Genomic DNA, 24932 nt, shown 5'->3' with positions numbered 1-24932 from the left:
CTCCGGTTAAGGGGCGGGGCTGAATGCGTTAGGCCGCGGCCGTGTCATCGTCGATGTCATCGCTCGAAACGAGCGTCACGGTGTTCGTCACGACGTTCTTGATCACGAGGACGTCGCCGCCTTCGGGATTGTCCTCCAACGTGCCTTGCCACTTGATGGCCTTGCGGATGTCGGCGAAACCGATCTTGGCCGCCAGGACCCGCTCTTTCGTGATGGCGAGCTTGTCGATGGCCTTCTCCGTGGCCTTTCGCTCTACCGCCTGTTCCCATTCCAAAAGCTCGGCCACACGTTGTCTGATGTTGTCTTTCTGCTGTAATCGTGACGCGTTGCCCCGGTCAGGTTTGAAGCCGGCCTCCGCATATGCGTCATCTGCCGTCTTGCCTTTGGCGAGCGCCTGGGCGAACTTCTCGTGACGAGCATTCTTCAAGACTGGCATTGGATTCCTATGACCGAAAAAATCTCCGATTTGCTGACCGACATGTACTTCACGGTCGATGACCTCGATGGAAGCTATGGAACCGGTCAAGTCATCCGACCGGCCGCCGATGGTATCTATTTTGTACGCTTCGATGGCACGGAGGTGACGCTCCCCCTCGAACTAGCCTCGCTTGGGGAGATGCTGGAGACAACCGACGAAGGCTACAAACTTTGGCGTTTCTTCGACACGCTTGAAGAACGGGCCAAGTGGATCGAATGGCTTGATGCACCGTCAAAGCCGCGTGTCGTATCGCTCGTTAAACCGACGAAGTGAGGGATTAGCTGGGGGAGGATCGACACAATGGATATTCGGATATGCCTTTGCGCTTTCGCCGCGCTCTTCACTTCCGCGAGTGCGGCGAGCTCCGAGAATCTTCAATGGCTCGTCAGCCAATATGACAACACGACTTTTCTCTCATACGGAATTCCGGACACGGACTATTCCCCCATCGGATTTTACTGTTCGACAGGTGATGAAACCGTCCGCCTAATCGTGACCCATGATGCGCCTGACGCAAAGGACGGCCAGCAAATGCGGGTCACGCTGTCGTCGGATGCAGGATCGGTCGAACTCTCTGCCAGTGGCCAGTTTCAAGAGATCGACGACATGCTCCATCTGGAAGGGCAGACTAGACTGGATCGGAAACTCGTCCGGATCCTATCCGCCAATGGTGCCCTGAACGTCTCAATCGATGGCTCCAAACAGGATATCCCACTTGCTGGTGCTGCCGATCATATCGACGCGCTCGTGGCGGCATGCGGGGCGCCGCTCAATCCCAACGACCTTGAGGTCAGGATCACCAACAAAGCAGATATGCCGATCGTCAGCCTGCTTTTCTCGGAACAAGGCGTGAACGATTATGACGGCGACACATATGGGAACCAAGTTCTCGCACCGGGCGACACCACGTATCTGATCATACCGGACGGACGCCCCTCATGCTCATTCGATCTGAGGGCGGAATACGATGAAGAAGCGGAACGTGATCCATTCGAGGGGACGCAGAACCTGTGCGAGAATGGCGAGTTTCTGATAGCCCAGTGAAACCTCTATCTCTACTCTCAACCGAGGATACAGAGAGAATCATCTGAGAAGCCGGACCTAAGCCCGGCTCTCGTTTCAGGCATGCGGGATCAGCAGCGCCTTCGCACCTCGATGAAGTGCAGGCGGGTGCCGGTGGCATCGGTGATATTCATCGCGTCGGCCTGGAACGAACTTCTTCCGCTGGTAAAACCGCGTGAATCCACTCGGCCGATTTGCAAAAAAAGTCGGCTGGAGGGCCTGTAAATCCAGCATTCCCGTAGGGAGAATCCGCCGTCTGGTTCGGGCTATCTGCCCCGAAAAAAAGAACGCATTTCCCCTATCGCGCCGAATGCAGATTTTCGGCAGTGGGACTGGCAGCCTGTCAGCGTGAAGCATGAAGGTCGCACTGGTCGATGATCCATACCCCGCAATCGGCCACCAGTTCACCTACCCAGGCAATGCCTCTGGCGGCTTTCAGGAGGGCAATGAGCTTCATTTGCCGACGCCTCCCCGGAAATCGTGGAGCAGCGGCGGCCGTGGTGTGTCGGCGTATTCGTCGGCCCGCATCGATGCTGCTGGCGAGGCTGCAATCATGCGAAACGCCTCCGCCACGCCGTCGCTCGACCATTGGCGCGTTGGCAACTCGTCCTCATAGCCGGACCAGTCGGCATCGCCACCGCCCTCAAGGTCAGGGTCGCCGTCAAGCATATCGAGAAACTCAATCATCTCCTCGACGTGGCGCTCAAGTTCGGCGCGGCAGAAGCTTTCGGTGATGGCCCTCCTCATGACGGCCACCCCTCTTTCTCGAAATGCTCGCGCTTCGGATGCGTCACATGAAACAGTTCCCCACGCAAGCACTCGGCGGCACTGCACTGTTCGATGGCCAGCCAAGCCATGCGCTGCACGACCCTGCCATGATCATCGTCCATCGTCTCGGCGATCAGCGCAATACCATGCAAGATATCGGAAACCGTGGTCAGTGGAGTTTCCATATCCGATACATGCCGGAAGGGTCCGGTTTCATAAGGATTTCTGCTCATGCCCGTATCCCACGCGTCCAATTTATGCTGCCACGGCACATATGTGGCTTCACCGTATTCATTCCAACGGTCATCATCGTCGTCTTCTTTCGCGAGACGATTGAATTCGATGAGGCGGCGCGATAGGCTTTGATCGCTTCAATCAGCGGGTCAGTACCATGCTCAACGAGTTCGTCTCGCTCTTCATTTGTGCCGGTGCCGATGAGCGAGCCGAGAAACTCGTCAAAATAACCAATCTGGACGGTTTCATGGACCGCGCGTGCCGCGCCGGTATCCTGCTGGTAAACCAGTCCCCATCGGTCCACCTTTGGCCGGACGACGTAATGCGACAAGATGCTACTCAGCATATGAGAACGAAACAAGGACCCGTCGAGAGATTCAGGCAGTTTTCGACGGGTTGTTAGAATGTGTTTTCCTGCGCTACGGCGCTTCAATGCTGGCATGGGGCAGCATTTTTTGTTTGCGCGATGCCGTCAGCCGGAGCGCGGCGCTTTCAGCCCTCGCTTCGATGCGTCCTGCCCGTTGGAACGGGTCCGGCGCGAGGCGCGCGATGGCCTCAACGATCGACTGCACACGATACATCGAACGATGATCCCCGGCTAACCCTTCAAAAAATTTGCTTTTTAGCGGGAACAAATTTTGCGGGGCCGCATTTATTCGGTGCAACGACAGACACCCCCGGATGTGGTTGCGGAGGGGGACCCGAGAGCGATGTGCACGCTCTTGGGTCTCAACCGTTTTCGGGCAAGGTCGCCGATATCGCGCGCCGCCCGTCTTTCCTTCAGCCACAAAGAACAAATAGGCTCCTTCCGCGTTTTGCTGCGGAAGCCGAGCAAGAGGAGTGCGACATGGTCTTCAAGGAAGGGACGTTCAAGGGTAAACCGCCCGAGCATTTCGATGGGCCGCATCCGGCCTGGCTGGAGGCCGCGGTGGCCGATGCACTGTCGATCGCCGGCGACGTGGATGCCTCCGACATCACCGTCACCTGCAAGGGTACGCGGATCGTCCTTTCCGGCAGCGTCGGCTCGGCCGAAGAGGCTGGCCGGGCCGTTGCGATCGCCGCCTCCGTCAAGGAGGTCGGTGAGGTGGACAACCGCCTCTCCTGGCTCTGAGCCCCCAAAAACCGCCATTGCCGGGCGGCACTCCGGAATGCTAGGTGCAATGCAGCAAACTGGAGTGACGCCCGATGCTCGCCGAGAGATCGACTTATGATGCGCTGTACCGGGACTTCCGCTGGGAGACCCCCGAGCGCTTCAACATCGGCACCGCGGTTTCCAATGCCTGGGCGGCGCGCGACCCCGGCCGGGTCTGTCTTCAGCATTTCCTGCCGGACGGCCCGCCGCTCTCCCTCACCTATGGCGAACTTGCCGCCCGGTCGGATGCTTTCGCTGCGGCGCTTGCGGCGGAGGGCGTCCGGGTGGGCGACCGCGTCGCCATCCTGCTGCCGCAGGGTTTCGAGACGGTCATCGCGCATCTGGCGATCTACAAGCTCGGTGCCATCGCCCTGCCGCTCGCCCTGCTTTTCGGCGCAGACGCGCTCTCCTTCCGACTGAGGAACGCCGAGGCGCGGGCGATCGTCACCAACCCCTTCGGCCTGGAACGGCTGGCACCGATCCGGGCCGACCTGCCGGCACTCGACCTGGTGATCGCCACCGGGCTGGCCGCGGGCGGCGCGGCAAAATCCTTCGAAGACCTCCTCGCCCGCCATGCCGGCCCCTTTTCAGCCGTCGACAGCGGGCCGGACGATCCGGCGATGATGATCTACACGTCGGGCACGACGGGCCCGCCGAAGGGCGCGCTGCACGGCCATCGCGTGCTGCTCGGCCATGTGCCGGGTTTCCAGATGCATCACGAATTCCTGCCGCAGCCGGGCGACCGCATCTGGACGCCGTCCGACTGGGCCTGGGCGGGCGGGCTTCTCAACGTGCTCCTGCCGGCTCTGCTGCTCGGCGTGCCCGTCGTCTCCTCGCCGGGCCAGAAGTTCGACCCCGACATGGCCTATCGCATCATGCAGGACATGGACGTGCGCAACGCCTTCATCCCGCCGACGGCGCTGCGGCTAATGAAATCGGTCGCGAACCCTCGCGAAAAATATCGGCTCAACCTGCGCACCATCGGCTCGGCCGGCGAATCGCTCGGCCGCGAGACCTGGGAATGGGTGCGCGATACGCTGGGCATCACCGTCAACGAATTCTACGGCCAGACGGAGTGCAACATCGTGCTCGGCTCGATCGGAAAGCTCGGCGTGTCGCGGCCGGGGCCGATCGGCAAGCCCGTGCCCGGCCATGTGGTGGCCATCATCGATGCAAACGGCCGGGAAATGCCGCGCGGCACCGTCGGCCAGGTCGCGGTGAAGCGGCCCGATCCCGTCATGTTCCTCGGCTACTGGAGGAACGAGCGGGCGACGGCGGAGAAATTCATCGGCGACTGGATGACGACCGGCGATCTCGGGCGCATGGACGAGGAGGGCTACGTCACCTTCTTCGGCCGCGACGACGACGTCATCACGTCCTCCGGCTACCGCATCGGCCCGAGCGAGATCGAGGACTGCCTTGCCGGCCACCCGGCCGTGCAGCTTGCCGCCGCCGTGGGAAAGCCCGATCCCGTGCGCACGGAAATCGTCAAGGCCTATGTGATGCTGCGCCCCGGCCACGCGCCCTCGCAGGCTCTTTCGGACGACATCCGCGACTGGGTGAAGTCGCGCCTTTCCATGCATGAATATCCGCGCGAGGTGGATTTCGTCGATGCCTTGCCGCTGACGACCTCGGGCAAGGTCATCCACCACCTCCTGCGCAAGCGGGCGGCGGAGGAGACGCCGTTCGCCGCCTGATTTACGAAGTCGCGCCCGCCCCTTAGCGGCGCGCCAGCGCGCGGATCTTCTCGCGCAGCAACCGCGCGACATTGCGCGTGTTGCGGTAGAGGTGAAGCTGCGTCGCCACCTGGCGCACGTCGCGGTCGCGGTTCTGCTGCAGGCCGACGACGAGCGTGCCCATGTCTTCGCGTTCCTCCCAGAAGCGGCTCATCACCGGGTGGTCCGGTACGGCGCAGGAATCGGACCGGGCGATGTTGGCATCATCGAGATGCCACTCCGTCAGCTCCGCCACGAGCAGCTTGCCGGGCGAAAATTTCGCGAAGTCCTCGTCATAGGCGGTCTTCCACGTATAGGCTTCGCCGCCCGTCATGAAGACGATCATCGAGGCGATGGCGCGGCCGTCGAGGTCGAGCGTGTGGATGCGCACGCCGTCGATCTCGGCAAGGTTGCTGATCGCCTCGCGGGCGAAAGCCGCGCGGTAGCGGTCGTTGATCATCGCGGTGCGGCCGCGCCCCTTCCAGCCCGAGGCTTCGAGCAGCAGAAACTCCTCCATGCGCAGCCGGATGTCGGCGGGCTGGCGGGCGACGTTGTAGAAAAGCGCGCCCATGGCGTCGAGCTTGCGCCATTGCCGGCGCAACTCGCGGAAATGCTCCGGCGAGACGGCGTGCTGCAGGTAGGTCTGGCCGTCGAGCAGGCTCTCCAGCATCGGGCGGCGATAGGTATCGGTGACGGTGACGGGAAGGTTCCGGCCGATGGCGACGGCGCGCATCATCTGCGCGAAGGCGCCGTTGAGGCGCAGGTCCGGCAGGACGAGGATGCCCGGCAGGCCGCTGCCCGCACTGCCGAGGGCTTCCAGCACGTTGTCGAGCGTTTCGGCGGCCTCCTCGGCATCAACGAGCGGCGTGCCGAGCGGGCCGAACGGGTTCGACCAGACGCGCAGGATGCTGGAGCCGATGGAAAAGCCCGGCTTCTCGATGGAGAACGGCATGAGGAAGCGCATGCGGCTGCGCCCGGCGCTCTCGTCGCGCAGCACCGAAAGGCGCACGGTGCGGTCCTCCAGGCGCGGCATGGCGGGCGCGAGGAAACGGCCGGTGAAGAAGACGTTCGGCTCCATGACGCGGTTCGACAGGAAATCGAGCTCCTGTTGCAGCTCATAGCCGGCCGTCGCCGGATAGAGCGCCAGCGACCGGCCGGTCCGGCCGACGTCGATGCGCTGGTCCGCCGGGGGGGCATGCGAGAGGGCGGGCGGAATGGCCGCCTGGACGCGTCCTGCCGCGATCGTGTGGTCGAAGCCGTGGCTATCGGTCATGGCGGTCCATCCCGTTGGCAAGGCTTGCCTTCACCGGATTGGCGAAGGCGAAGAGAATGATGGAGAGTTTCCAGCGCACGACGAGGTGCAGCAGCAGCGCCTCGACGATCATGGCGCCGGCGGTGGCCGCTGCCGCGCCCGTCAGGCCGAAGAGCGGAATGAGCGTGACGTTGAAGCCGATATTGGCCGTCAGCGCCACGGCATAGACGACGACGCAGAGTTTCTGCTGGCCCGCCATGGTGAGCAGCACCTCGCCCGGCCCGATCAGCGCCTTGGCGAGAATGCCGACGAAGAGGATGAACATCAGGCTGTAGCCGGCCGTGAAGGCGGCGCCGAACAGCGACAGGAGGAAATGGCCGAGCGCCAACACGCCGAGCCCGACGGCCAGCGACGGCCAGAAGCTCCAGCGCACCGTCTCGCCGGCAAAGCGGGCCAGTGCCACCCGGTCGCCGGCTGCGAACAGCGCGGAAAAGCGCGGCGCGGCCGCGGCCTTCACCGAGAAGAACACGAAATGCACGAGCGCCATGGTCTTTGCCGCGGCGAAATAGATGGCGACGCTTTCCGGGTCGAGATAGAGGCCGACGACGATGACGTCGGAATTGGTGAGCAGGAAGCCGAAGCCCTCGATCAGGAAGATCGGCAGCGCCGCCTTGATCCAGAGGGAGAATTCCAGCTTGCGCGGCCCCTTGACGTAACGCTTGCTGAGCCGGCGCAGGATGTTGAAGAACTGCACGACGGTCGTAAGGTAGGTCGCGGCGAGCGCGGCGACCATGGCGGTGAGCGCGGTATGCGGCGCATCCAGGAAGACCGCCAGGACCATGAAGCCGAGGATCAGCAGCGGGCGGATGATATAGGTGGGGCTGAGGGCCACCACCGCCCAGCTATGGGCGCGCGCCGTGCTGTCCAGCACGTCGCCGAGCGCGATCATCGGCATGCAGAACAGGCCGACGAAAAGCGGCACCACATAATAGCCGGCAAAACTGTCGTGGAAGAACCAAAGGACGCAGAGGCCGACGGCCGCCAGCGCCGTCGAGGACAGCATGGCGAAGACGCGGGCCGTCGAGGTGAGGCCGCGGATCTCCGCATGCGCGCTGCGGCCCGCATAGTCGGGCAGGAAGCGCACCACGGTGGTGTGGATGCCGAGGCAGGACATGTCGCCGAAGATGACGACAAGCGCCCAGACGAAGACGAAGATGCCGTATTCGAACTCGCCCATCAGGCGGGCAAGGACGATCTGCGAGAGGAAGGCGATCGCCGCATTGACGACGCGGATGGCGAAGGTGACGAGCGCCATGCGCTGGGCAAGGTTGCGGGGGTCGTCGCTGACGAGGATCGTTCCCAGCGCGCGCACCAGCGGTTCCGCCCTGCCGCGCAGAGCCGATGGCAGCAATTTCTCCGCCGACTGAATGACCGCCATCAACACAGGAACCCGAACGCAACGCAGAACAGAACGAGGATCAGTCTTGTCAGATCAGGGTTAACAAACGGTTGGGTGGCAAAGAATACGCCGCCCGGACATGATATTCAAAAGGCCAGCCGCGGATCGAGCCCTCTCCTCCGTCATGGTCGGGCTTGACCCGACCATCCCCGTCACAAACGCCGTGCGCGCCGTGTGAATCCTCGGGTCAAGCCCGAGGATGACGCTGGAGATTGAAGGCGGCGGACAAGATCAGCCGCCAACGTCATTTTTTGATCACGCCTGTTCGAAGGCGCCGTGGCAATGCTTGTATTTCTTGCCCGAGCCGCAGGGGCAGGCCTCGTTGCGCGACACGCGGCCCCAGGTCGCCGGATCGTTCGGATCGCGATCCTCCGGCGAAACGCCGACGGCCATGAAGCCGCCGCCATTGCCTTCGCCGAAATCGTCGTCGCCGGTCGTGCCGTCGATATGGTGGCCTTCCATGTCCGGCGGCACCGGCGCGGGGGCATCGGCAGCCTGGCGCACCAGTTCGACGCGCATCAGCTGCGCGGTGACGGTCTGGCGCAGGTTCGCCAGCAACGCCTGGAAGAGTTCGAAGGCCTCGGCCTTGTATTCCTGCAGCGGATCGCGCTGGGCATAGCCGCGGAAGCCGATGACGGAGCGCAGGTGGTCGAGGTTGACGATGTGCTCGCGCCAGAGGTGATCCAGCGTCTGGAGCAGCACCGAGCGCTCGACATAGGTCATGATCTCAGGGCCGAAACGCTCCGCACGGTCGGCGGCGGCCTGGTCGGTCGCCTTGTGCAGCCGCTCCAGGATGTCCTTCTCGTCGATGCCTTCCTCGGCCGCCCAGGCGTCGATCGGCAGGTCGAGATTGAGCTGTTCGAGAACGCCCTTCTTGAGGCCCGCCACATCCCATTGCTCGGCATAGGCATTTTCCGGAATGTGCATCCGCACGAGGTTTTCCACCACTTCGTGGCGCATGTCGCCGACGATTTCCGAAAGGTTCTCGCTGTCCATCAGCTCGATGCGCTGCTCGAAGATGACCTTGCGCTGGTCGTTCAGCACGTCGTCATACTTCAGAAGGTTCTTGCGGATGTCGAAGTTGCGCGCCTCGACCTTCTTCTGCGCGCGCTCCAGCGCCTTGTTGATCCAGGGATGGACGATCGCCTCGCCGTCCTTGAGGCCGAGCTTCTGCAGCATGGAATCCATGCGCTCGGAGCCGAAGATGCGCATCAGGTCGTCCTGCAGGGACAGGAAGAACTTCGAGCGGCCGGGGTCGCCCTGGCGGCCGGAACGGCCGCGCAGCTGGTTGTCGATGCGGCGGCTTTCGTGGCGCTCGGTGGCCAGAACGTAGAGGCCGCCGGCGGCCAGCGCCTGCTCTTTAAGCTTCTTCACCTCGGCGACGATGACATCGCGCTTGACGTCGCGCTCCGGGCCCGGCTCCATCTCGGCAAGGTCGCGCTCGAGGCGCATTTCGAGGTTGCCGCCGAGCTGGATGTCGGTGCCGCGGCCGGCCATGTTGGTGGCGATCGTCACGGCACCCGGCACGCCGGCCTGCGAAACGATGTAGGCTTCCTGCTCGTGGTAGCGGGCGTTGAGGACCTGGAAATCCTTGAAGCCCGACATCTTCAGCCGCTCGGCGAGATATTCGGACTTCTCGATCGAGGTCGTGCCGACGAGGACCGGCTGGCCCTTTTCCTTGGCGTCCTTGATCTCCTGGATGATCGCCTTGTACTTCTCCTCGACCGTCCGGTAGACCTCGTCGTCCTCGTCGAGGCGCTGGATCGGCAGGTTGGTCGGCACTTCCACGACGTCGAGGCCGTAGATGTTGCCGAATTCCTCGGCTTCCGTGGAGGCCGTGCCGGTCATGCCGCCGAGCTTGGAATACATGCGGAAATAGTTCTGGAAGGTGATCGAGGCTAGCGTCTGGTTTTCCGGCTGGATCGTCACCTTCTCCTTGGCTTCCAGCGCCTGGTGCTGGCCTTCCGAATAACGGCGGCCCGGCATCATGCGGCCGGTGAATTCGTCGATGATGACGATCTCGTCGTTGCGGACGATGTAGTCCTTGTCGCGGGTGAAGAGCTTGTGGGCCTTCAGGGCGTTGTTGATGTGGTGGACGATGGCGACGTTCTCGACATCGTAGAGCGATTCGCCCTTGAGCAGCCCGGCCCGGCGCAGCAGGCCCTCCAGCTTCTCCGTGCCGACTTCCGAGAAGTTGGCGGAGCGCTGCTTCTCGTCGATCTCGTAATCGGGCTCGTCCAGCATCGGGATGAAGGCATCGATCGTCGTATAGAGATCGGACCGGTCGTCGAGCGGGCCCGAGATGATCAGCGGCGTGCGCGCCTCGTCGACGAGGATCGAGTCCACTTCATCGACGATGGCGAAGAAGTGGCCGCGCTGCACCATCTGGCCGCGCTCGTACTTCATGTTGTCGCGCAGATAGTCGAAGCCGAGTTCGTTGTTGGTCGCGTAGGTGATGTCGCAGCCATAGGCGGCGCGGCGCTGGTCGTCGTCGAGGCCGTGCATGATGACGCCGGTGGTGAGCCCGAGGAAGCCGTAGATCTTGCCCATCAGCGCGCTGTCGCGCGTCGCGAGATAGTCGTTGACCGTCACGACATGCGCGCCCTTGCCGGCGAGCGCGTTGAGGTAGACGGGAAGCGTCGCCACCAGCGTCTTGCCTTCGCCGGTCTTCATCTCGGCGATCGATTTCTCGTGCAGGATCATGCCGCCGATGAGCTGGACGTCGAAGGGACGCAGGCCAAGGACCCGCAAAGCCGCCTCGCGGGCGACGGCAAAGGCCGGGACCAGGATGTCGTCGAGCGTCTTGCCGGCCGCTAGCTGCTCGCGGAATTCCACGGTCTTCGCCCGCAACTCATCGTCGGACAGCGCCTTCATCTGCGGTTCGAGCGCGTTGATGGCATCGACGCGGGGCTTGTAGGAGCGAATGCGACGATCGTTCGAGGAACCGAACAACTTGCGGGCTATGCCGCCGAGGCTGACCATCAGGATGGTCCTTTCTTCATGGGCGCCCGGCGCGTGACAGGTCGCACGATATTTGCGCGCAAAGCCTTGAGACGCCCGGAAACTGTTCTGGACGCGGGATTGCGTGACAGATAAGAGGGGGGTCGAATGATGTCAACGGCTCAAGCGGTTGCACAACTGCCACATTCTGGTGGTGTTGAACCGTTTGGCACCGGATATCGGCCCGATTCCGGCGAGGATGTGAAAGGTCTTTTTCAGTATGTACAAGTACAGCAAGCTCGCAGCAGTCGCCCTGATCGCGATTGCCGCCGCAAGCACCGGCGTCCGCGCTGAGGATGCGGCGGCCGATCCCGTCATCGCCAAGGTGGGTGCCCTCGAAATCCACGAATCGGAGCTGAAGCTCGCCATTGCCGGCCTCGACCCGCAGCTCGCCAACCTGCCGGACGAACAGAAGCGCGTCGCCGCCCTCTCCTCGATTATCGACGTGAAGCTGCTCGCCTCCGACGCCGGCAAGGAAGGCCTGCAGGAGACGCCCGACTTCAAGCAGCGCCTCGCCTTCCTCACCGATCGCGAGCTGCACAATGCCTATTTCAAGAAGCACGTCGTCGACGCCGTGACCCCGGAAGAGGTGAAGGCGCGCTACGACAAGGAAGTCGCCGCCATCGAGCCTGAAGACGAGATCCGTGCACGCCACATCCTCGTCAAGACCGAGGAAGAGGCCAAGGCCATCATCAAGGACCTGGACGCCGGCAAGGACTTCGTCGAGATCGCCAAGGAAAAGTCGACCGACCCGAACAAGTCCGAGGGCGGGGACCTTGGCTATTTCGGCAAGGGCCGCATGGTCCCGGAATTCGAGACGGCTGCCTTCGCGCTGGAAAAGGGCGCCTATTCCAAGGAGCCGGTGAAGAGCCAGTTCGGCTTCCACGTCATCAAGGTCGAGGACAAGCGCAAGCAGCAGCCTCCGGCGCTCGACCAGGTCGAAAGCCAGGTTCGTCAGCTCGTCATGCGCGACAAGTATCTGGAACTCCTGGAAAAGGCCAAGGCCGCCGCTCCGATCGACATCCAGGACGCCGCGCTGAAGACCGCCTATGACGCGGTCAACAAGCCGGAGGCCGCGGGCGAAGGCGAAGCCGCGCCGGCAACCGAAGGCCAGCAGTAGTCGACGACGGCCCGGCGACCGCCGGGCCCTTCTTGCAACAGGAAAGCACGATGTCCGGTTCCGTCTCCCCGCTCGCTCCCAAAACCTATGCCGAGATGCCGCCGGTACGCGGCGTGCGCATGGCGACCGCCGCCGCCGGGATCAAGTACAAGAACCGGACCGACGTGCTGATGATGGTGTTCGACCGCCCAGCCGCGGTCGCAGGCGTCTTCACCCGCTCGAAATGCCCCTCGGCGCCGGTCGATTTCTGCCGCGCCAACCTTCCCGGCGGCGTCGCCCGCGCCGTCGTGGTCAATTCCGGCAATGCGAACGCCTTCACCGGCCGCAAGGGCCGCGAATCGACCAGGATGACAGCCGAGGCCGCCGTCAGGGCGGTCGGCTGCAAGGAAAGCGAGGTGTTCCTCGCCTCGACCGGCGTCATCGGCGAACCGCTCGACGCGACGAAATTCTCCGGCGTGCTCGATAGCCTCGCCGCATCGGGCACGGAAGACTTCTGGTTCGAGGCCGCCAAGGCGATCATGACGACGGACACCTATCCGAAGGTCGCCACGCGCGCGGCCGAACTCGGCGGCGTCACCGTGCGCATCAACGGCATCGCCAAGGGCGCCGGCATGATCGCGCCCGACATGGCGACCATGCTCTCCTTCGTGGTGACGGATGCGGATATCCCGGCGCCGGTACTGCAATCGCTGCTGTCGGCCGGCGTCGGCCCGACTTTCAATTCCGTCACCGTCGACAGCGACACCTCGACCTCCGACACCTTGATGCTGTTTGCCACCGGCGCGGCCGAGGGCCAGGCGCCCGTCACCGCGGACGATGCCGCGCTCGACGGTTTCCGCACGGCGCTGAACGACCTCCTGCGCGACCTCGCGCTCCAGGTCGTGCGCGACGGCGAGGGGGCGCGCAAGATGGTGGAAGTCAGCGTCGAGGGCGCCGAGAACGACGCGGCGGCCAAGAGCATCGCGCTCTCCATCGCCAATTCGCCGCTGGTCAAGACCGCGGTAGCCGGCGAGGACGCCAATTGGGGCCGTATCGTCATGGCCGTCGGCAAGTCCGGCGAGATGGCCGACCGTGACCGCCTCGCCATCTGGTTCGGCAACGTGCGCGTCGCCGTCGACGGCGAGCGCGATCCCACCTACTCCGAAGAGGCCGCGACCGCGGTCATGAAGGGGCAGGACATTCCCGTCCGCGTCGAGATCGGTCTCGGCAGCGGCAAGGCGACGGTCTGGACCTGCGACCTCACCAAGGAGTATGTCGAGATCAATGGCGACTATCGCAGCTAAAGGCCTTATCGCGTGACGCCATCGGAAGAAAACATGAGCGATCTGCCGAAAGTCCGCCGGCTGGAAGCCGTCGGCTTCCGCGCCTGGCCGGCCGCATCCGTGCATTATGACGGAAGCTGGCTGTTCCGGCTGACCGCCGGCCACCCCTCGCGCCGGCTGAACTCGGTGAACCCGCTCGACCCGTCCGACATCCGCGACCTCGAGATCCGCCTGCAAAAGGCCGCGAAGAAATTCTCCGACTACGGCCGCCCGCTGCTGGTGCGCCAGACGCCGCTGACCCCACCGAAACTCGTCGCCCACATGGATGCGGCCGGCTGGGCGGAGGCGGGCCGCACCATCGTCATGATGGCGGACCTTGCCACGCTGCCGCGCGACGAAGGCCTCGACCATCTGCCGAGCCGCGACGTCGGCCGCTTCGTCGACGCCCGCATCCGCGTTGCCGGTGACGACCCGGCGCTGAAGCCCGGCCTTACCGAGATCATCAACGCCATCAAGCCGGAAACCGGCCTCTTCATCTTCGAGGAGCCCGCTTTCGGCCCGGCGGCGGTGGCGATCGCCGTGCACGACAACGACCTCGTCGGCGTGCTCCAGCTCGGCGTGGCGAAGGAGCGGCGCGGCGGCGGCCTCGGCACCGCCGTCCTCCACGCCGCCCTGCGCTGGGCAAAGCTCAAGGGCGCCCGCCAGGCCTGGGTGCAGGTCGAGGCCGACAATGCGGCCGCCATCGCGCTCTATCGCCGCGCCGGCTTCAAGGACGTCTACCAGTACAGCTATCGGGGGCCGCAGGCTGCATGAGCGAGACCGAAACGAAATCCCGCCGCATCCTGCTCGTCGCCGCCTGCGCCCTGGTCGATGCCGATGGCCGTGTCCTCCTGGCACAGCGCCCCGAGGGCAAGACGCTGGCCGGCCTCTGGGAATTTCCCGGCGGCAAGGTGGAGCCCGGCGAGACGCCGGAGGAGACGCTGATCCGCGAGCTGGACGAGGAGCTCGGCATCCGCACGAAGGTCGCCTGCCTCGCCCCGCTGACCTTTGCCAGCCATACCTATGACGATTTCCATCTCCTGATGCCGCTCTATATCTGCCGCCGCTTCGAGGGCACAGCGCATGGCCGCGAGGGGCAGGCGATCAAGTGGGTGCGGCCGAAGGCGCTGCGCGAGTACCCCATGCCGCCGGCCGACGAGCCGCTCATTCCCTTCCTGATGGACCTTCTGTGAGCGGGACGGCAGGGATTTACCCCGTCTTTTTCAGTCTCCGTTAAGCAATCGTTTAGCACCATGGTTCAAAGATTGGGTCTAACGTTGCAATGAATGCCTACGAGACCCTCAGATGCGTGACGAAGACTTCTGGAAAACCGTTCAGGAGAAGGATTTCACGCCGGCCGGCGACAGCCGCACCGGCGCGCTCAACCTCGCCCTGCTCTTCGGCACGGCCGTCATCGCGCTTGCTCTGGTTCTGACCCCGGTGCTGTCCGCAAAGACCGACAAGCGCATGATGGCGAATGTGCCCGACGAATTCGACATGATCTCGACGGGCTCGATCCCGTCGGAAGGCGGAAAACGCTATACGGTGCGCCGCAGCGTTCTGCAGGAAATGCCCGGCGCCGTATGCATCGTCAGCGGCAACGGCGTCAGCAACGGCTGCTGAAGAGACAACGGACATGCACGTAGGGCGCGGGAGCGAGGAATGGTGCGGACATTGCTGAAATCATTCTGCTCCGACCGCGCCGGCGGCACGGCCGTCGAGTACGGGCTCCTGCTGGCGCTCATCTCGATCGGCCTGCTGGCCGGCCTCGAAGCCTTCGGCAACGGCCTCTCGGAAACCCTCACCACGATCTCGAACAGCATGGACTCCGCCGGCAAGAAATAGCCGGTCAGCCGCGCCCGCCCTGTTTCAGCGCGTCGGCCAGGCGCATCGTCGCCGAACCCGGCTTCAGCGGCTTCTGCTGGCTCTCGTGCGGTGCCCAGCCCGATACGTAGATCACCGAGAAACTCGCGCGGATGCGCCCGTCCGGATCGGAGAACCGTTCCGCATAAAGCTCCGCCGCGCGCAGAAATATGCCGCGCGTCAGCGGTCGACGGCTGCGGCCGGCGAGCGGATTGGCCATGCCCATGGCCCGAAGGTCCTTCATCAGCGGAAAGATCGAATCGTAGCGCACCGTATAGGACTCCCTGTCCGTCACCGGCAGGGCGAAGCCGCCGCGCTGGAGGAGTGCGCCGACATCGCGCACGTCCGGGAAGGGGATGACCCGCGGGCTCGCCCCGCCCGTGATCTCGCTTTCCGCCGCAAGCAGCACCTCGCGCAGTTCCTGCAGGGTGCCGCTGCCGGGGATGGCCGCAAGGAACAGGCCGTCCGGCTTCAGCGCGCGGCGGATCTGCACGAAGACGCCGGGCGTGTCGTTGGTGAGATGCAGCGCCAGGGGCGAGACGATGAGATTGGCCGATTGCGGCTCCAGCGGCACCGTCTCGAGCGGCGAGACCGTCACCGCCTCGCCCGGCGCGGCGAACCGCGCGTCGCTCTCCACCCGCTCCATGCCGTCCACTTTGCCCGTCGCGACGATCGCTCGCGCGGCGGCCCCCGTATGACCGTGCAGCTCGACGGCCCGCTCGAAGCGGCGCTCGATGGCGCTAAGGCGCTCGGCAAGCTCGCGCGCCACCACGTCGAGCAGGAAATCCGCCGGCTGGCCGGCGAGCGCGCGCCGCCGGTTCGTGTCGATCAGGGCTTGGTCGAAGAGCGTTTCCATGGGAGATATCCGGTTCGCAATACCATTCGCTTTGGCCGCTCCGACCGGCTATTGTCAACCGTATGGGCGAAATCGAGGCCGAGGCAGCGCCGGCAGTCCCGCTCCGGCAGGCCCTTGCCCGCCGGCTGCGCGGCCTTGCGGAGAGCGCCGTCGACCTCGTCTATCCGCCCGCCTGCGCCGGTTGCGGCGTACTGCTCGGCAGCCACGCGAGCCTCTGCCCGCACTGCTGGTCGAAGCTCGCTCTGATCGAACGCCCCTATTGCGAGGTGCTTGGCACGCCTTTCTCGCACGATCTCGGCCCGGGCATCCTCAGCGCCGACGCCATCGCCGACCCGCCGCCCTTCGACCGGCTCCGCTCCGTCGCGCTCTACGACGATCTTGCCCGCGCGCTCGTGCATGCGCTGAAATACCGCGACCGCACCGACCTCGCGCCGATGATGGCCGGGTGGATGCTGCGCGCCGGCGACGGGGCCGTGGAGGCCGCGGACGCCATCGTTCCCGTGCCGCTGCATCGCCTGCGCCTCCTCTGGCGCAAGTTCAACCAGTCGTCGGAGCTTGCCCGCGCGCTCGGCGGCCTTGCCAGACGGCCCGTTCTCATCGATGCCGTGCGCCGCACGAAGCGCACGCGCCGGCAGATCGGTCTCGGGCCGCGCGCCCGCGAGGACAACGTGCGCGGCGCCTTCACCGTCACGCCCGGGGGCCGCGAGGCGCTGTTCGGCCGCCGCGTCGTTCTCGTCGACGATGTCTATACGACCGGAGCCACCGTTTCGGCCGTCACGCGGGCGCTGAAACGGGCCGGGGCCACCGACGTCACCGTTTTGACCTTTGCAAGGGCGCTTCCCGGACCTATATGAAGACTAGGTTTTCCAAGCTTTGGAGCAGGAGAATATGGCTTCGGTCGTCATCTATACGCGTCAGTTCTGCGGCTATTGCAGCGCCGCCAAGAAACTTCTCGAAACCAAGGGCGTGACCTATCAGGAACACGACGCGACCCACGCGCCGGAGATCCGCCAGGAGATGATCGCGCGCGCCAACGGCCGCAGTACCTTCCCGCAGATCTTCATCGACGAACGCCATGTCGGCGGCTGCGACGACCTGCACGCCCTGGAGCGCGCCGGCGAACTCGACGCCCTGCTCGCAGCCTGAGGACGCTCCCATGACCGTCACGATCGCCGCCCTCCAGATGTGCTCCGGGACCGATCCCGTCCGCAACGTGGAGACGATGCGGCGCCTCGTGCGCGAGGCGGCCGCCAAGGGCGCGGTTTATGTCCAGACGCCGGAAATGACCGGCGCGCTGCAGCGCGACCGGGCGGGGCTGCGCGCCATCCTGCGCACGGAGGCGGATGACCTCGTGGTCGCTGCCGCGGCCGACCTTGCCGCCGAACTCTCCATCCATGTGCATGTCGGCTCCACGGCCATCGCACTTTCCGACGGCAAGGTCGCCAACCGCGGCTTCCTGTTCGGCCCCGACGGCGGGCGGATCTGCACCTACGACAAGATCCACATGTTCGACGTCGACCTCGACAATGGCGAGAGCTGGCGCGAGAGCGCGGTCTATTCGCCGGGTGCCGTCGCGCGCATGGCCGACCTTCCCTTCGCACGGCTCGGCTTCGCTATCTGCTACGACGTGCGCTTCCCCGAACTCTTCAAGGTCCAGGCACAGGCCGGGGCCGAGATCATCTCCGTTCCCGCCGCCTTCACGCGCCAGACGGGCGAAGCGCACTGGGAAACGCTGCTGCGTGCCCGCGCCATCGAGAACGGGGTCTACATCGCCGCCGCCGCGCAGGCCGGCGTGCACGAGGACGGCCGCGAGACCTTCGGCCATTCCATGATCGTCGACCCCTGGGGCCGCATCCTCGCCGGCGCCGGCGGCACGGGCGAGGCCATCGTGCTCGCCGAAGTCGACACCGCCGCCGTCAAGGCCGCGCGTGACAAGATCCCCAACCTGCGCAACGGGCGCGCCTTCACGCTGGAAACGGCGAAGGCGCCTGCGAAGGGAGGCGTTGCCGCTTGATCCGCTACGAGCTCTCCTGTGACAACGGGCACGCCTTCGAAGGGTGGTTCGGCTCGGCGGACGATTTCGACCGCCAGCAGAAGCGGGCGCTCGTCTCCTGTCCCACCTGCGGCTCCGCCCACATCGCCAAGCGCCTGATGGCGCCCTCCGTCTCGACCGCCAGCAAGAAGGAGCGCCGCCAGGAAATGGTCGTGCAGGCCGGCCAGAAGGAGATGATGAGCAAGCTTCGGGAGATCGTCTCGACCATCCGTGCCAATTCGGAGGATGTCGGCGAGCGTTTTCCCGAAGAAGCACGCAAGATCCACTATGGCGAGGCCGAACAGCGCGGCCTGATCGGCCGGGCCTCCGCGGAAGAGGTGCGCGACCTCCTGGAGGAAGGCGTCGAGGTCGCGCCGCTTCCCGTCCTGCCCGACGAAACCAATTGATGCGCGGCCACCATCTCGCGATCTACAATTTCGGCCTGCATGTCGATGACTACGAAAGCCCGCGCGTCGAAGGCTTCCGCCTGCGCGAGCCGCTGAATTTCGAGGCGGCGAACCGGGCGGAGGGCTTCATCGGCCGGTCCGGCTATGATGGCGAGCCGGGACCGGAGAGCTGGGGCGAGAAGGTCTATCCCCGCTTCATCGCCGGCAGCGGCTTTGCCGATGCCCCTTCCTCGCTCTCGCTATGGAGCGGGCTGGAGGCGCTGATGGCCTTCACCTATAACGGCGTCCATGCCGACGCGCTGAAACACGCCCGCAACTGGAACCAGCGGCAGGCCTGGCCCGCCCTCGTGCTCTGGTGGGTGGCGGAAGGCGACCGGCCCCTCTGGACCGATGGCGCCGAGCGGCTGGAGCATCTTGCCGATCACGGCCCGACGCCCTGCGCCTTCACCTTCAAGACGCCCTTCTGCCCAGACGGCCGCGCCATCGCCGCCGATCGCGAGAGCGTGAAGGCGATCGCCGCGCGCAACGCGGCCGGGCAGGAAGACCTTTTGGCCGTTGCGAAGACGCTGAAGGCGTGATTCAGGCAGAGGCGCGGCGCGCCACCATCATGTAGTTCACATCCATGTCCTTCGACAGGTTCCACTGGTTGGAGAGCGGGTTGAAGAACACGCCGGTGCGATCGGTCACCGTCAGCCCCGACGCCGCCAGCGGCTTCTCGATCTCTTCCGGACGCACCAGTTTTTCATACTGATGGGTGCCGCGCGGCAGCCAGCGCAGCACGTTTTCCGCCGCGAAGATCGCCAGCGCCGCCGCCTTCAGCGTGCGGTTGATCGTGGCGACGAACATCATGCCGCCGGGACGCACCATGGAGGCGCAGGTGGTGAGGAAGAAATCGACGTCGGAGACGTGCTCGACCACTTCCATGTTGAGCACGACGTCGAAGGTCTCGCCGGCTTCCGTCAGCGCCTCGGCGGTCACGGCGCGGTAATCGACCGGAACGCCGCTGCCCGCCGCATGGGCCTTGGCGATGCCGATGTTCTTTTCCGAGGCATCCGCACCGAGCACATCCGCCCCCATGCGCGCCATCGGCTCGGCGAGCAGGCCGCCGCCGCAGCCGATGTCAAGGATGCGCAGGCCCTCCAGCGGGCGATGCACCGCGGGGTCGCGACCGAACTGGGCGGAAACGAGATCGCGCACATAGGTGAGGCGGACCGGATTGAACTTGTGCAAGGGCCGGAATTTCCCGGTCGGATCCCACCACTCGGCCGCCATCGCCGAGAAGCGGTCGACTTCCGCCTGGTCGATCGTCGTGCGGGCTGCCTCGCTCATGGCTCGTCTCCTTCGCGTCCGTGTCCTCCGTGAAGTCGGCCTCCCCGGGGCGGATGTCAAGGGTCGAATGCTCAGGGAGACGAAGTGAAGCGGCTCAGCCGAGCCGCGTCGCGCGAAGCCGGTCCTCGTCGAGAACCACGCCGAGGCCGGGCGTTTCGCCCAGTACCAGCCAGCCGCCCTCGTGCCGCAGCGGCGCCTGCAGCGGATAGTCACGGCGCGCCTCGCTCCATTCCGGCCCGTCATAGGGATATTCGAGGAAGGGCGCGTCGCCCGCCCCCGCCGTCAGATGCGCATTGGCGAGCACGCCGATGCCGTTCGTCCAGGAATGCGGGGTGAAGGCGACGCCGGCCTCGCGCGCCTGGAAGGCAAGCCGCCGGCATCCCGTGATGCCGCCGACCAGCGCCACGTCCGGCTGGATCACGTCGAAGGCGCGCTCCTCGATGATATCGCGGAACTCGTAGAGTTCGCGCGTCATCTCCCCGCCCGCGATGCGCACGCTCGTCGCCTCTTTCAACGCCTTCATGCCCTTGCGGTCGGAGCGGTGCAGCGGCTCCTCCATCCAGTAGACGCCGAGCCGTTCCAGCTCGCGCGCCACGACGAGCGCATCCTTGAAGGTCCAGGAGAGCGTGGTGTCCCAGGGCATGCGCCAACCCTGGTTGCAGTCGACCATCAGCTCCAGCCGGTCGCCGACGCGCGCACGGATCGCCTCCAGCGCCTTCACGTCCTCGCGCCAGCCGTTGCGCCCGCCGGCGGAGGAGGAGAACCGCACCTTCATCGCCGGAAAGCCCTCCGCGCTATAGCGCTCGGCCTGGTCTGCCATGGCGGCGGGCTCGCGCAGCACGCCGGAAGACGCGTAGAGCCGCACCCGGTCGGCGCGGCCGCCCAGCATGCGCCAGACCGGCTCGCCCGTCACCTTGCCCGCGAGGTCCCACAGCGCCAGATCGAGCGGCCAGCAGCGGCCATAGTGGAAATTGATGTGCGAGAGCACCTCGTAATGCCGTTCGAGACGGCGCGGGTCCTGCCCGATGAACAGGTCCTCATGGCCCTCGAACCCCTTCATCAGGTCGCCGGAGCCGATGCCTTCGCGGCCCTCCTCGTCGCGCACGCGCACGATCGTTGCGTCGAAATGGCTGCGCGGTCGCCCGTCCCAGCTCGCCTTGAACGGCGGATCGAGCGGCAGCCGGTGATGGCTGATGCCGATGGAAACGATCCTGCTCATGCGCCCCTCCCGTGGAATTCAATCAACCGAACTGCTGCCAGATCGTCTTGTAATCGCAATATTTGTCGATCGCATGCACCGAGCGGTCGCGGCCGAAGCCGGATTGCTTGAAGCCGCCGAAGGGCGTCGCGAAATTCGACATGTCGTAGGTATTGATCCAGACCGTGCCGGCATGGATGCCTTCGGAGAAGCGGTGCGCCCGGTCCATGTCGCGGGTGAAGACGGCGCCGGCAAGCCCGTAGATGGTGTCGTTGGCGATGGCGAGCGCTTCCTCCTCCGTGTCGAAGGCGATGGCCGCAAGCACGGGACCGAAGATCTCCTGCCGGGCGATGCGCATGTCGTTCGTCACATCCGTGATGACACCCGGCGAGACATAGTACCCGCCTGTCTCAGACAAGACGCGCTGCGCGCCGAAGACGCGGCGCCCGCCGTCCTTTTCGCCTGCCGCGACGAGGCCGAGGACCTTGTCCATATGCTCCGCCTCGATCAACGCGCCGATCTGCGACGAGGGCTCGAAGGGATGGGCCAGCACGATCTCCCGGCTCACCACCGCCTCGATCTTTTCGAGCAGCGCGTCCTGCACCGGGCGCTGCACGAGAAGGCGGGTCGCGGCATGGCAGGTCTCACCGGAATTGTAGAAGCAGCCCCAGGCGGCCGCGCTCGCCGCCGCGTCGAGATCGGCATCGGCGAAGACGACGAGCGGCGACTTGCCGCCGAGTTCCAGCGCCACGCGCTTGAGGTTCGACTGGGCGGCATAACCCATGATCAGCTTGCCCACCTCGGTCGAGCCGGTGAAGGCGACCATGTCGACATCGCCATGGAGTGCGAGCGGCTTGCCGACTTCCTCGCCGAAACCCGTGACGACGTTGAGGACGCCGGCAGGCAGGCCCGCCTTAACGGCAAGCTCGGCGAGCCGCAGCGCCGAGAGCGAGGATTGCTCGGCCGGCTTCAGCACCACGCAATTGCCGGCCGCGATCGCCGGTCCGAGCTTCCAGGCGTCGATGATCATCGGATAGTTCCACGGCGTGATCGCCGCGACGACGCCGAGCGGCACCTTGCGGACGAGGGCACGCGCCTTCGGCCCGGTCGGCGCGATCTCGTCATACATCTTGTCGATCATCTCGCCGTAATACTGGATGCCGTCGGCGCACAGGCGCACGTCGACGCCGAGCGAAGCCTGCACCGGCTTGCCGACGTCGAGCGTTTCGAGAAGCGCAAGCTCCTCGCCGTGGGCGCGGATCAGTTCCGCCCAGCGCAGCATGATCCGCTTCTTCTCCTGAGGCTCCTTGCCACGCCACACGCCGCTCGCGAATGCTGCGCGGGCGGCGGCCACGGCGCGGTCGACATCGGCCGCATCGCCGCGCGCCAGCACGGCGCCGGGCTGGCCGTCCATCGGCCGCGTGCGGGTGAAGGTCCGGCCGGATGCGGCAGGCTGCACCCCGCCATCGATGAAATGTCCGCAGGCAAGCGAGAGGCCGTCAAGGCGGTCTTCCCAATAGGCGCGGCTGTGCTGTTCGGTCATGATCGTCCTCAAAGCGTCCGGGGCAGGGCCATCATGCTGGCGGCGAAGGCATCGATATCGGCGTCGGTCACCGTCCGGATCGTCGAGCGGCGCATCGGCTGGTTCTCCGGCGCACGCATTTCACGGGCGAGGTCTTCGGCCGTGAAGGCGGAAAAGGCCGCCGGCAGGGCGCGCACGATGCCGCAGCGATCCATCAGGTCGGCGACGAAACCGGGCAGCATCGCCGGGTCCTGCAGGCCGCAGGCCCGCGCCGCCGCGGCAAGATCGGCCGTATCGGCCTCGACGAGCCAGCCGAGCGTCGCCTCGAAGCCGAGCGCCGTGGCGAGCCCGTGATGCACCGGCGCAAGGCCGGCGAGCGCATGGCTGATCGTATGGGCGATCGCCGTGCCGCAATTGTCGATCGCGATGCCGGCATAGCAGGCGCCGAGCAGCATTTTTCCGCGCGCGTTGCTGTCCATGGGATTGTTCACCGCCGTTTCCAGCGCGTCCGCGAGAAGGCCGAGGGCGGCATGGGCATAGAGCGCGGCGCCGGCATGGGCGTTGCGGTTGGTCGCCGCCTCGAAGGCATGGACGAAGGCGTCGAGGCCGCACCAGGCGGTGAGGTTTGGCGGGAGCGTCACGGTCAGGCCCGGGTCGAGCAGAACGAGGTCCGTCTTGGTCTCGGGCCCCCAGATCCACAACTTCCTGCCTTCCGGCCCGGTGAAGATGGTCGTCGCCGACGTTTCCGATCCGGTGCCGGCGGTGGTCGGCACCAGGATCTTCTTCAGGGGCGCTTTCGGCAGCGGATTGGCGGCCAGCGCATAGTGCATCGGGCCTTCCGCGCCCGCCGCCACGCAGGCCGCGATCTTGGCGATATCGAGCGCCGAGCCGCCGCCGAGGCCGACCACGAGGTCCCGGCTGCGGGCGGCGGCCGTGGCGGCCTCCACGGCGTCGAGCTTCGGCTCGCCCGCAAAGCCGGAGAAGAAATCCGCCGCCACGCCTTCTGCCGCGAACCGGGCGGCGAGGCGCTCGCCGAGCCCGCTTGCGGCAAGGAAGCCGTCGATGACGACGAGCACCGAGCGCGCGCCGAGCGCATGGGCGGATGCGGCGATGGTGTCGTGGACGCCTTCGCCGAAGCGGATCTCGGGCACGAAAGACGTTGTGAACTGCACGGAACCTCCCGAACGGATTTCCCGAACCGTGCATCACGATTTCAGATTTTCAAATCCTTGGATTTTTCGGCCTTTTTGATAACTTCAGATCATGAAGGATGCCCTGCTCGCCCATATCCCCCTTGAAGCCTTCCGCGTCTTCGACGCCGCCTGCCGGCACATGAACTTCTCGCGCGCCGGGCGAGAGCTGAACATCACCCAGGCCGCCGTCAGCCGGCGCATCAAGGGGCTGGAGGACCATCTCGGCACGCAGCTCTTCACCCGCAGCGGCAAGAACCTGGCGCTGACGCCGCGCGGCGAACGGCTGTTCCAGCGCGTGCGCGCCTCGCTCGATTATCTAGAGGAAAGCCTGGAGCCGTTCCGCAGCGGGGCGGGACAGAGCATATCGCTCGCCGCCAGCGGTTCGGTCTCCCATCTCTGGCTCGGCCCGCGCCTGCGCGATTTCTCCCGCGACAATCCCGACGTCGCGCTGCGCCTTGTCACGTCGGACAGCCCGGCCGACCTTGCCTCGGAGAACAACGACCTCGTCATCCTCTACAGTGCCGGGGAACACCCCCGCTGGGCGCTGACGCCGTTGCTTGCCGAGACGCTCGCCCCCGTGGCCTCGCCGGACTACATCGCCCGCAAGGGCCTCGATGCCGCCGCCGTCATGCCGGGCGACCTCACCGGCCTCGACCTCATCGACTACGAGCGCTTCAACGCCAACTGGATCTCCTTCCGCCCCTGGCTGGAAAGGGTCGCGCCGCAGGCGTTCCGCAAGGCGCCGCCGCGGCCGCACCTTACCTTCTCCACCTATGCGCTCGCCATCGACGCCGCCCTCAACGGCGACGGCGTGGCGCTCGGCAGCCTCGACCTCCTTGCCGCCCCGCTTGCCGACGGCACGCTGGTAAAGCTCGGGGCGGCGCATCTCGTCACCGGCTACGGCTACCATCTTGGCCTGCCGAAATTCCGCACCGCGCCGCCCGAAGCCCTCCGGCTCCATGACAGCCTGCTCGCCAGCCGTATCGCACCATAGACCCGCGCGCTTGCAGG

The 24932-nt window shown here is 65.5% G+C and carries 29 protein-coding genes; 16 read left to right on the top strand and 13 right to left on the bottom strand.

Annotation, left to right across the window (positions count from 1 at the left end):
• Nucleotides 1-28: 28 nt before the first annotated feature.
• Complete coding sequence (locus AB3G45_RS07900) at nucleotides 29-436, bottom strand: hypothetical protein (protein WP_367830069.1); 408 nt, start codon at nucleotides 434-436, stop codon at nucleotides 29-31.
• A 9-nt stretch (nucleotides 437-445) separates the two neighbouring features.
• Between AB3G45_RS07900 and AB3G45_RS07895 the strand changes: the two genes are divergently transcribed.
• Complete coding sequence (locus AB3G45_RS07895; RefSeq protein WP_367830068.1) at nucleotides 446-751, top strand: hypothetical protein; 306 nt, start codon at nucleotides 446-448, stop codon at nucleotides 749-751.
• A 27-nt stretch (nucleotides 752-778) separates the two neighbouring features.
• Nucleotides 779-1522, top strand: a complete 744-nt coding sequence (locus AB3G45_RS07890; RefSeq protein ID WP_367830067.1) for a hypothetical protein — start codon at nucleotides 779-781, stop codon at nucleotides 1520-1522.
• Nucleotides 1523-1993: 471 nt separating this feature from the next.
• Here AB3G45_RS07890 and AB3G45_RS07885 read toward each other — a convergent pair whose 3' ends face one another.
• The 4 genes from AB3G45_RS07885 to AB3G45_RS07870 all read right to left on the bottom strand — a co-directional run bounded on the left by AB3G45_RS07885 (nucleotide 1994) and on the right by AB3G45_RS07870 (nucleotide 3123).
• Complete coding sequence (locus AB3G45_RS07885; protein WP_367830066.1) at nucleotides 1994-2287, bottom strand: hypothetical protein; 294 nt, start codon at nucleotides 2285-2287, stop codon at nucleotides 1994-1996.
• Nucleotides 2284-2541 (bottom strand): hypothetical protein, encoded by a 258-nt coding sequence (locus AB3G45_RS07880; protein ID WP_367830065.1) that lies wholly within the window; start codon nucleotides 2539-2541, stop codon nucleotides 2284-2286. Before AB3G45_RS07880 ends, AB3G45_RS07885 begins: the two co-directional genes overlap by 4 nt.
• Nucleotides 2538-2873: a hypothetical protein gene (locus tag AB3G45_RS07875; RefSeq protein WP_367830064.1), complete on the bottom strand. Its 336-nt coding sequence runs from the start codon at nucleotides 2871-2873 to the stop codon at nucleotides 2538-2540. The genes AB3G45_RS07880 and AB3G45_RS07875 overlap by 4 nt, the downstream gene beginning before the upstream one ends.
• 88 nt (nucleotides 2874-2961) lie before the next feature.
• Nucleotides 2962-3123, bottom strand: coding sequence for a hypothetical protein (locus AB3G45_RS07870; protein WP_367830063.1), 162 nt, complete (start codon nucleotides 3121-3123; stop codon nucleotides 2962-2964).
• 266 nt (nucleotides 3124-3389) lie between these two features.
• Between AB3G45_RS07870 and AB3G45_RS07865 the strand changes: the two genes are divergently transcribed.
• Both AB3G45_RS07865 and AB3G45_RS07860 read left to right on the top strand, forming a co-directional pair.
• Complete coding sequence (locus AB3G45_RS07865) at nucleotides 3390-3653, top strand: BON domain-containing protein (protein WP_367830062.1); 264 nt, start codon at nucleotides 3390-3392, stop codon at nucleotides 3651-3653.
• Between the two features lie 74 nt (nucleotides 3654-3727).
• Nucleotides 3728-5371 (top strand): AMP-binding protein, encoded by a 1644-nt coding sequence (locus AB3G45_RS07860; protein ID WP_367830061.1) that lies wholly within the window; start codon nucleotides 3728-3730, stop codon nucleotides 5369-5371.
• Between the two features lie 22 nt (nucleotides 5372-5393).
• Here AB3G45_RS07860 and AB3G45_RS07855 read toward each other — a convergent pair whose 3' ends face one another.
• The 3 genes from AB3G45_RS07855 to secA all read right to left on the bottom strand — a co-directional run bounded on the left by AB3G45_RS07855 (nucleotide 5394) and on the right by secA (nucleotide 11082).
• Nucleotides 5394-6662 (bottom strand): GNAT family N-acetyltransferase, encoded by a 1269-nt coding sequence (locus tag AB3G45_RS07855; protein ID WP_367830060.1) that lies wholly within the window; start codon nucleotides 6660-6662, stop codon nucleotides 5394-5396.
• Nucleotides 6652-8079: a lipopolysaccharide biosynthesis protein gene (locus AB3G45_RS07850; RefSeq protein WP_367830059.1), complete on the bottom strand. Its 1428-nt coding sequence runs from the start codon at nucleotides 8077-8079 to the stop codon at nucleotides 6652-6654. Before AB3G45_RS07850 ends, AB3G45_RS07855 begins: the two co-directional genes overlap by 11 nt.
• A gap of 276 nt (nucleotides 8080-8355) precedes the next feature.
• The gene (gene secA / locus AB3G45_RS07845; RefSeq protein ID WP_367830058.1) at nucleotides 8356-11082 is read right to left on the bottom strand and encodes a preprotein translocase subunit SecA; all 2727 of its coding nucleotides are present in this window, start codon (nucleotides 11080-11082) and stop codon (nucleotides 8356-8358) included.
• Between the two features lie 238 nt (nucleotides 11083-11320).
• Between secA and AB3G45_RS07840 the strand changes: the two genes are divergently transcribed.
• From AB3G45_RS07840 to AB3G45_RS07815, 6 genes are all read left to right on the top strand, one after another.
• Complete coding sequence (locus AB3G45_RS07840) at nucleotides 11321-12220, top strand: peptidylprolyl isomerase (RefSeq protein WP_367830057.1); 900 nt, start codon at nucleotides 11321-11323, stop codon at nucleotides 12218-12220.
• 50 nt (nucleotides 12221-12270) lie between these two features.
• Entirely contained in the window at nucleotides 12271-13503 is a 1233-nt protein-coding gene (gene argJ / locus AB3G45_RS07835) for a bifunctional glutamate N-acetyltransferase/amino-acid acetyltransferase ArgJ (protein ID WP_367830056.1), read from the top strand.
• A 33-nt stretch (nucleotides 13504-13536) separates the two neighbouring features.
• The gene (locus AB3G45_RS07830; RefSeq protein ID WP_367830055.1) at nucleotides 13537-14295 is read left to right on the top strand and encodes a GNAT family N-acetyltransferase; all 759 of its coding nucleotides are present in this window, start codon (nucleotides 13537-13539) and stop codon (nucleotides 14293-14295) included.
• Nucleotides 14292-14714 carry an 8-oxo-dGTP diphosphatase MutT gene (gene mutT, locus AB3G45_RS07825; protein WP_367830054.1) on the top strand — a complete coding sequence of 141 codons (423 nt, stop codon included), beginning with the start codon at nucleotides 14292-14294 and terminating at the stop codon, nucleotides 14712-14714. The genes AB3G45_RS07830 and mutT overlap by 4 nt, the downstream gene beginning before the upstream one ends.
• A gap of 112 nt (nucleotides 14715-14826) precedes the next feature.
• Complete coding sequence (locus tag AB3G45_RS07820; protein WP_367830053.1) at nucleotides 14827-15144, top strand: hypothetical protein; 318 nt, start codon at nucleotides 14827-14829, stop codon at nucleotides 15142-15144.
• Nucleotides 15145-15183: 39 nt separating this feature from the next.
• A complete protein-coding gene (locus AB3G45_RS07815; protein ID WP_367830052.1) occupies nucleotides 15184-15366 on the top strand; it encodes a Flp family type IVb pilin in 183 nt (60 codons plus the stop codon).
• A gap of 4 nt (nucleotides 15367-15370) precedes the next feature.
• Here the strand turns inward: AB3G45_RS07815 and AB3G45_RS07810 are convergent, their stop codons facing one another.
• Nucleotides 15371-16240, bottom strand: a complete 870-nt coding sequence (locus AB3G45_RS07810) for a methyltransferase domain-containing protein (RefSeq protein ID WP_367830051.1) — start codon at nucleotides 16238-16240, stop codon at nucleotides 15371-15373.
• A gap of 62 nt (nucleotides 16241-16302) precedes the next feature.
• On the opposite strand from AB3G45_RS07810, the gene AB3G45_RS07805 reads away from it, so the two are divergent.
• Genes AB3G45_RS07805 through AB3G45_RS07785 form a run of 5 tightly spaced genes read left to right on the top strand, consistent with a single transcriptional unit; the run spans nucleotide 16303 to nucleotide 19257 of the window.
• Nucleotides 16303-17094 carry a ComF family protein gene (locus AB3G45_RS07805; RefSeq protein ID WP_367830050.1) on the top strand — a complete coding sequence of 264 codons (792 nt, stop codon included), beginning with the start codon at nucleotides 16303-16305 and terminating at the stop codon, nucleotides 17092-17094.
• 34 nt (nucleotides 17095-17128) lie between these two features.
• The gene (gene grxC, locus AB3G45_RS07800) at nucleotides 17129-17386 is read left to right on the top strand and encodes a glutaredoxin 3 (protein ID WP_367830049.1); all 258 of its coding nucleotides are present in this window, start codon (nucleotides 17129-17131) and stop codon (nucleotides 17384-17386) included.
• Nucleotides 17387-17396: 10 nt separating this feature from the next.
• The gene (locus tag AB3G45_RS07795; RefSeq protein ID WP_367830048.1) at nucleotides 17397-18254 is read left to right on the top strand and encodes a carbon-nitrogen hydrolase family protein; all 858 of its coding nucleotides are present in this window, start codon (nucleotides 17397-17399) and stop codon (nucleotides 18252-18254) included.
• On the top strand, nucleotides 18251-18679 hold the full coding sequence (locus AB3G45_RS07790; protein WP_367830047.1) for a DUF1178 family protein: 429 nt from the start codon (nucleotides 18251-18253) through the stop codon (nucleotides 18677-18679). The genes AB3G45_RS07795 and AB3G45_RS07790 overlap by 4 nt, the downstream gene beginning before the upstream one ends.
• Entirely contained in the window at nucleotides 18679-19257 is a 579-nt protein-coding gene (locus tag AB3G45_RS07785; protein ID WP_367830046.1) for a DUF3291 domain-containing protein, read from the top strand. The genes AB3G45_RS07790 and AB3G45_RS07785 overlap by 1 nt, the downstream gene beginning before the upstream one ends.
• 1 nt (nucleotide 19258) lies before the next feature.
• On the opposite strand, the gene ubiG is transcribed toward AB3G45_RS07785, so the two are convergent.
• The 4 genes from ubiG to AB3G45_RS07765 all read right to left on the bottom strand — a co-directional run bounded on the left by ubiG (nucleotide 19259) and on the right by AB3G45_RS07765 (nucleotide 23900).
• Nucleotides 19259-20008: a bifunctional 2-polyprenyl-6-hydroxyphenol methylase/3-demethylubiquinol 3-O-methyltransferase UbiG gene (gene ubiG, locus AB3G45_RS07780; RefSeq protein WP_367830045.1), complete on the bottom strand. Its 750-nt coding sequence runs from the start codon at nucleotides 20006-20008 to the stop codon at nucleotides 19259-19261.
• A gap of 94 nt (nucleotides 20009-20102) precedes the next feature.
• Nucleotides 20103-21227, bottom strand: coding sequence for a mandelate racemase/muconate lactonizing enzyme family protein (locus AB3G45_RS07775; protein ID WP_367830044.1), 1125 nt, complete (start codon nucleotides 21225-21227; stop codon nucleotides 20103-20105).
• A 22-nt stretch (nucleotides 21228-21249) separates the two neighbouring features.
• Nucleotides 21250-22749, bottom strand: a complete 1500-nt coding sequence (locus AB3G45_RS07770) for an aldehyde dehydrogenase family protein (protein ID WP_367830043.1) — start codon at nucleotides 22747-22749, stop codon at nucleotides 21250-21252.
• A gap of 8 nt (nucleotides 22750-22757) precedes the next feature.
• Nucleotides 22758-23900 carry an iron-containing alcohol dehydrogenase gene (locus AB3G45_RS07765; RefSeq protein ID WP_367830042.1) on the bottom strand — a complete coding sequence of 381 codons (1143 nt, stop codon included), beginning with the start codon at nucleotides 23898-23900 and terminating at the stop codon, nucleotides 22758-22760.
• Between the two features lie 91 nt (nucleotides 23901-23991).
• Here AB3G45_RS07765 and AB3G45_RS07760 point away from each other — a divergent pair, with 91 nt between their 5' ends.
• Nucleotides 23992-24915: a LysR substrate-binding domain-containing protein gene (locus tag AB3G45_RS07760; protein WP_367830041.1), complete on the top strand. Its 924-nt coding sequence runs from the start codon at nucleotides 23992-23994 to the stop codon at nucleotides 24913-24915.
• Nucleotides 24916-24932: the final 17 nt, after the last annotated feature.

It is taken from the genome of Shinella sp. S4-D37, assembly GCF_040812195.1.
Taxonomy (GTDB): domain Bacteria; phylum Pseudomonadota; class Alphaproteobacteria; order Rhizobiales; family Rhizobiaceae; genus Shinella.
Note: the sequence above shows the minus strand (reverse complement) of the source record. Positions and strands in the feature narration are given on the sequence as shown.

Coding starts and splice junctions, on each gene's coding strand:
- AB3G45_RS07900 (WP_367830069.1), bottom strand. CDS start 436: ATGCCAGTCTTGAAGAATGCTCGTCACGAGAAGTTCGCCCAGGCGCTC.
- AB3G45_RS07895 (WP_367830068.1), top strand. CDS start 446: ATGACCGAAAAAATCTCCGATTTGCTGACCGACATGTACTTCACGGTC.
- AB3G45_RS07890 (WP_367830067.1), top strand. CDS start 779: ATGGATATTCGGATATGCCTTTGCGCTTTCGCCGCGCTCTTCACTTCC.
- AB3G45_RS07885 (WP_367830066.1), bottom strand. CDS start 2,287: ATGAGGAGGGCCATCACCGAAAGCTTCTGCCGCGCCGAACTTGAGCGC.
- AB3G45_RS07880 (WP_367830065.1), bottom strand. CDS start 2,541: ATGAGCAGAAATCCTTATGAAACCGGACCCTTCCGGCATGTATCGGAT.
- AB3G45_RS07870 (WP_367830063.1), bottom strand. CDS start 3,123: ATGTATCGTGTGCAGTCGATCGTTGAGGCCATCGCGCGCCTCGCGCCG.
- AB3G45_RS07865 (WP_367830062.1), top strand. CDS start 3,390: ATGGTCTTCAAGGAAGGGACGTTCAAGGGTAAACCGCCCGAGCATTTC.
- AB3G45_RS07860 (WP_367830061.1), top strand. CDS start 3,728: ATGCTCGCCGAGAGATCGACTTATGATGCGCTGTACCGGGACTTCCGC.
- AB3G45_RS07855 (WP_367830060.1), bottom strand. CDS start 6,662: ATGACCGATAGCCACGGCTTCGACCACACGATCGCGGCAGGACGCGTC.
- AB3G45_RS07850 (WP_367830059.1), bottom strand. CDS start 8,079: ATGGCGGTCATTCAGTCGGCGGAGAAATTGCTGCCATCGGCTCTGCGC.
- secA (WP_367830058.1), bottom strand. CDS start 11,082: ATGGTCAGCCTCGGCGGCATAGCCCGCAAGTTGTTCGGTTCCTCGAAC.
- AB3G45_RS07840 (WP_367830057.1), top strand. CDS start 11,321: ATGTACAAGTACAGCAAGCTCGCAGCAGTCGCCCTGATCGCGATTGCC.
- argJ (WP_367830056.1), top strand. CDS start 12,271: ATGTCCGGTTCCGTCTCCCCGCTCGCTCCCAAAACCTATGCCGAGATG.
- AB3G45_RS07830 (WP_367830055.1), top strand. CDS start 13,537: ATGAGCGATCTGCCGAAAGTCCGCCGGCTGGAAGCCGTCGGCTTCCGC.
- mutT (WP_367830054.1), top strand. CDS start 14,292: ATGAGCGAGACCGAAACGAAATCCCGCCGCATCCTGCTCGTCGCCGCC.
- AB3G45_RS07820 (WP_367830053.1), top strand. CDS start 14,827: ATGCGTGACGAAGACTTCTGGAAAACCGTTCAGGAGAAGGATTTCACG.
- AB3G45_RS07815 (WP_367830052.1), top strand. CDS start 15,184: ATGGTGCGGACATTGCTGAAATCATTCTGCTCCGACCGCGCCGGCGGC.
- AB3G45_RS07810 (WP_367830051.1), bottom strand. CDS start 16,240: ATGGAAACGCTCTTCGACCAAGCCCTGATCGACACGAACCGGCGGCGC.
- AB3G45_RS07805 (WP_367830050.1), top strand. CDS start 16,303: ATGGGCGAAATCGAGGCCGAGGCAGCGCCGGCAGTCCCGCTCCGGCAG.
- grxC (WP_367830049.1), top strand. CDS start 17,129: ATGGCTTCGGTCGTCATCTATACGCGTCAGTTCTGCGGCTATTGCAGC.
- AB3G45_RS07795 (WP_367830048.1), top strand. CDS start 17,397: ATGACCGTCACGATCGCCGCCCTCCAGATGTGCTCCGGGACCGATCCC.
- AB3G45_RS07785 (WP_367830046.1), top strand. CDS start 18,679: ATGCGCGGCCACCATCTCGCGATCTACAATTTCGGCCTGCATGTCGAT.
- ubiG (WP_367830045.1), bottom strand. CDS start 20,008: ATGAGCGAGGCAGCCCGCACGACGATCGACCAGGCGGAAGTCGACCGC.
- AB3G45_RS07775 (WP_367830044.1), bottom strand. CDS start 21,227: ATGAGCAGGATCGTTTCCATCGGCATCAGCCATCACCGGCTGCCGCTC.
- AB3G45_RS07770 (WP_367830043.1), bottom strand. CDS start 22,749: ATGACCGAACAGCACAGCCGCGCCTATTGGGAAGACCGCCTTGACGGC.
- AB3G45_RS07760 (WP_367830041.1), top strand. CDS start 23,992: ATGAAGGATGCCCTGCTCGCCCATATCCCCCTTGAAGCCTTCCGCGTC.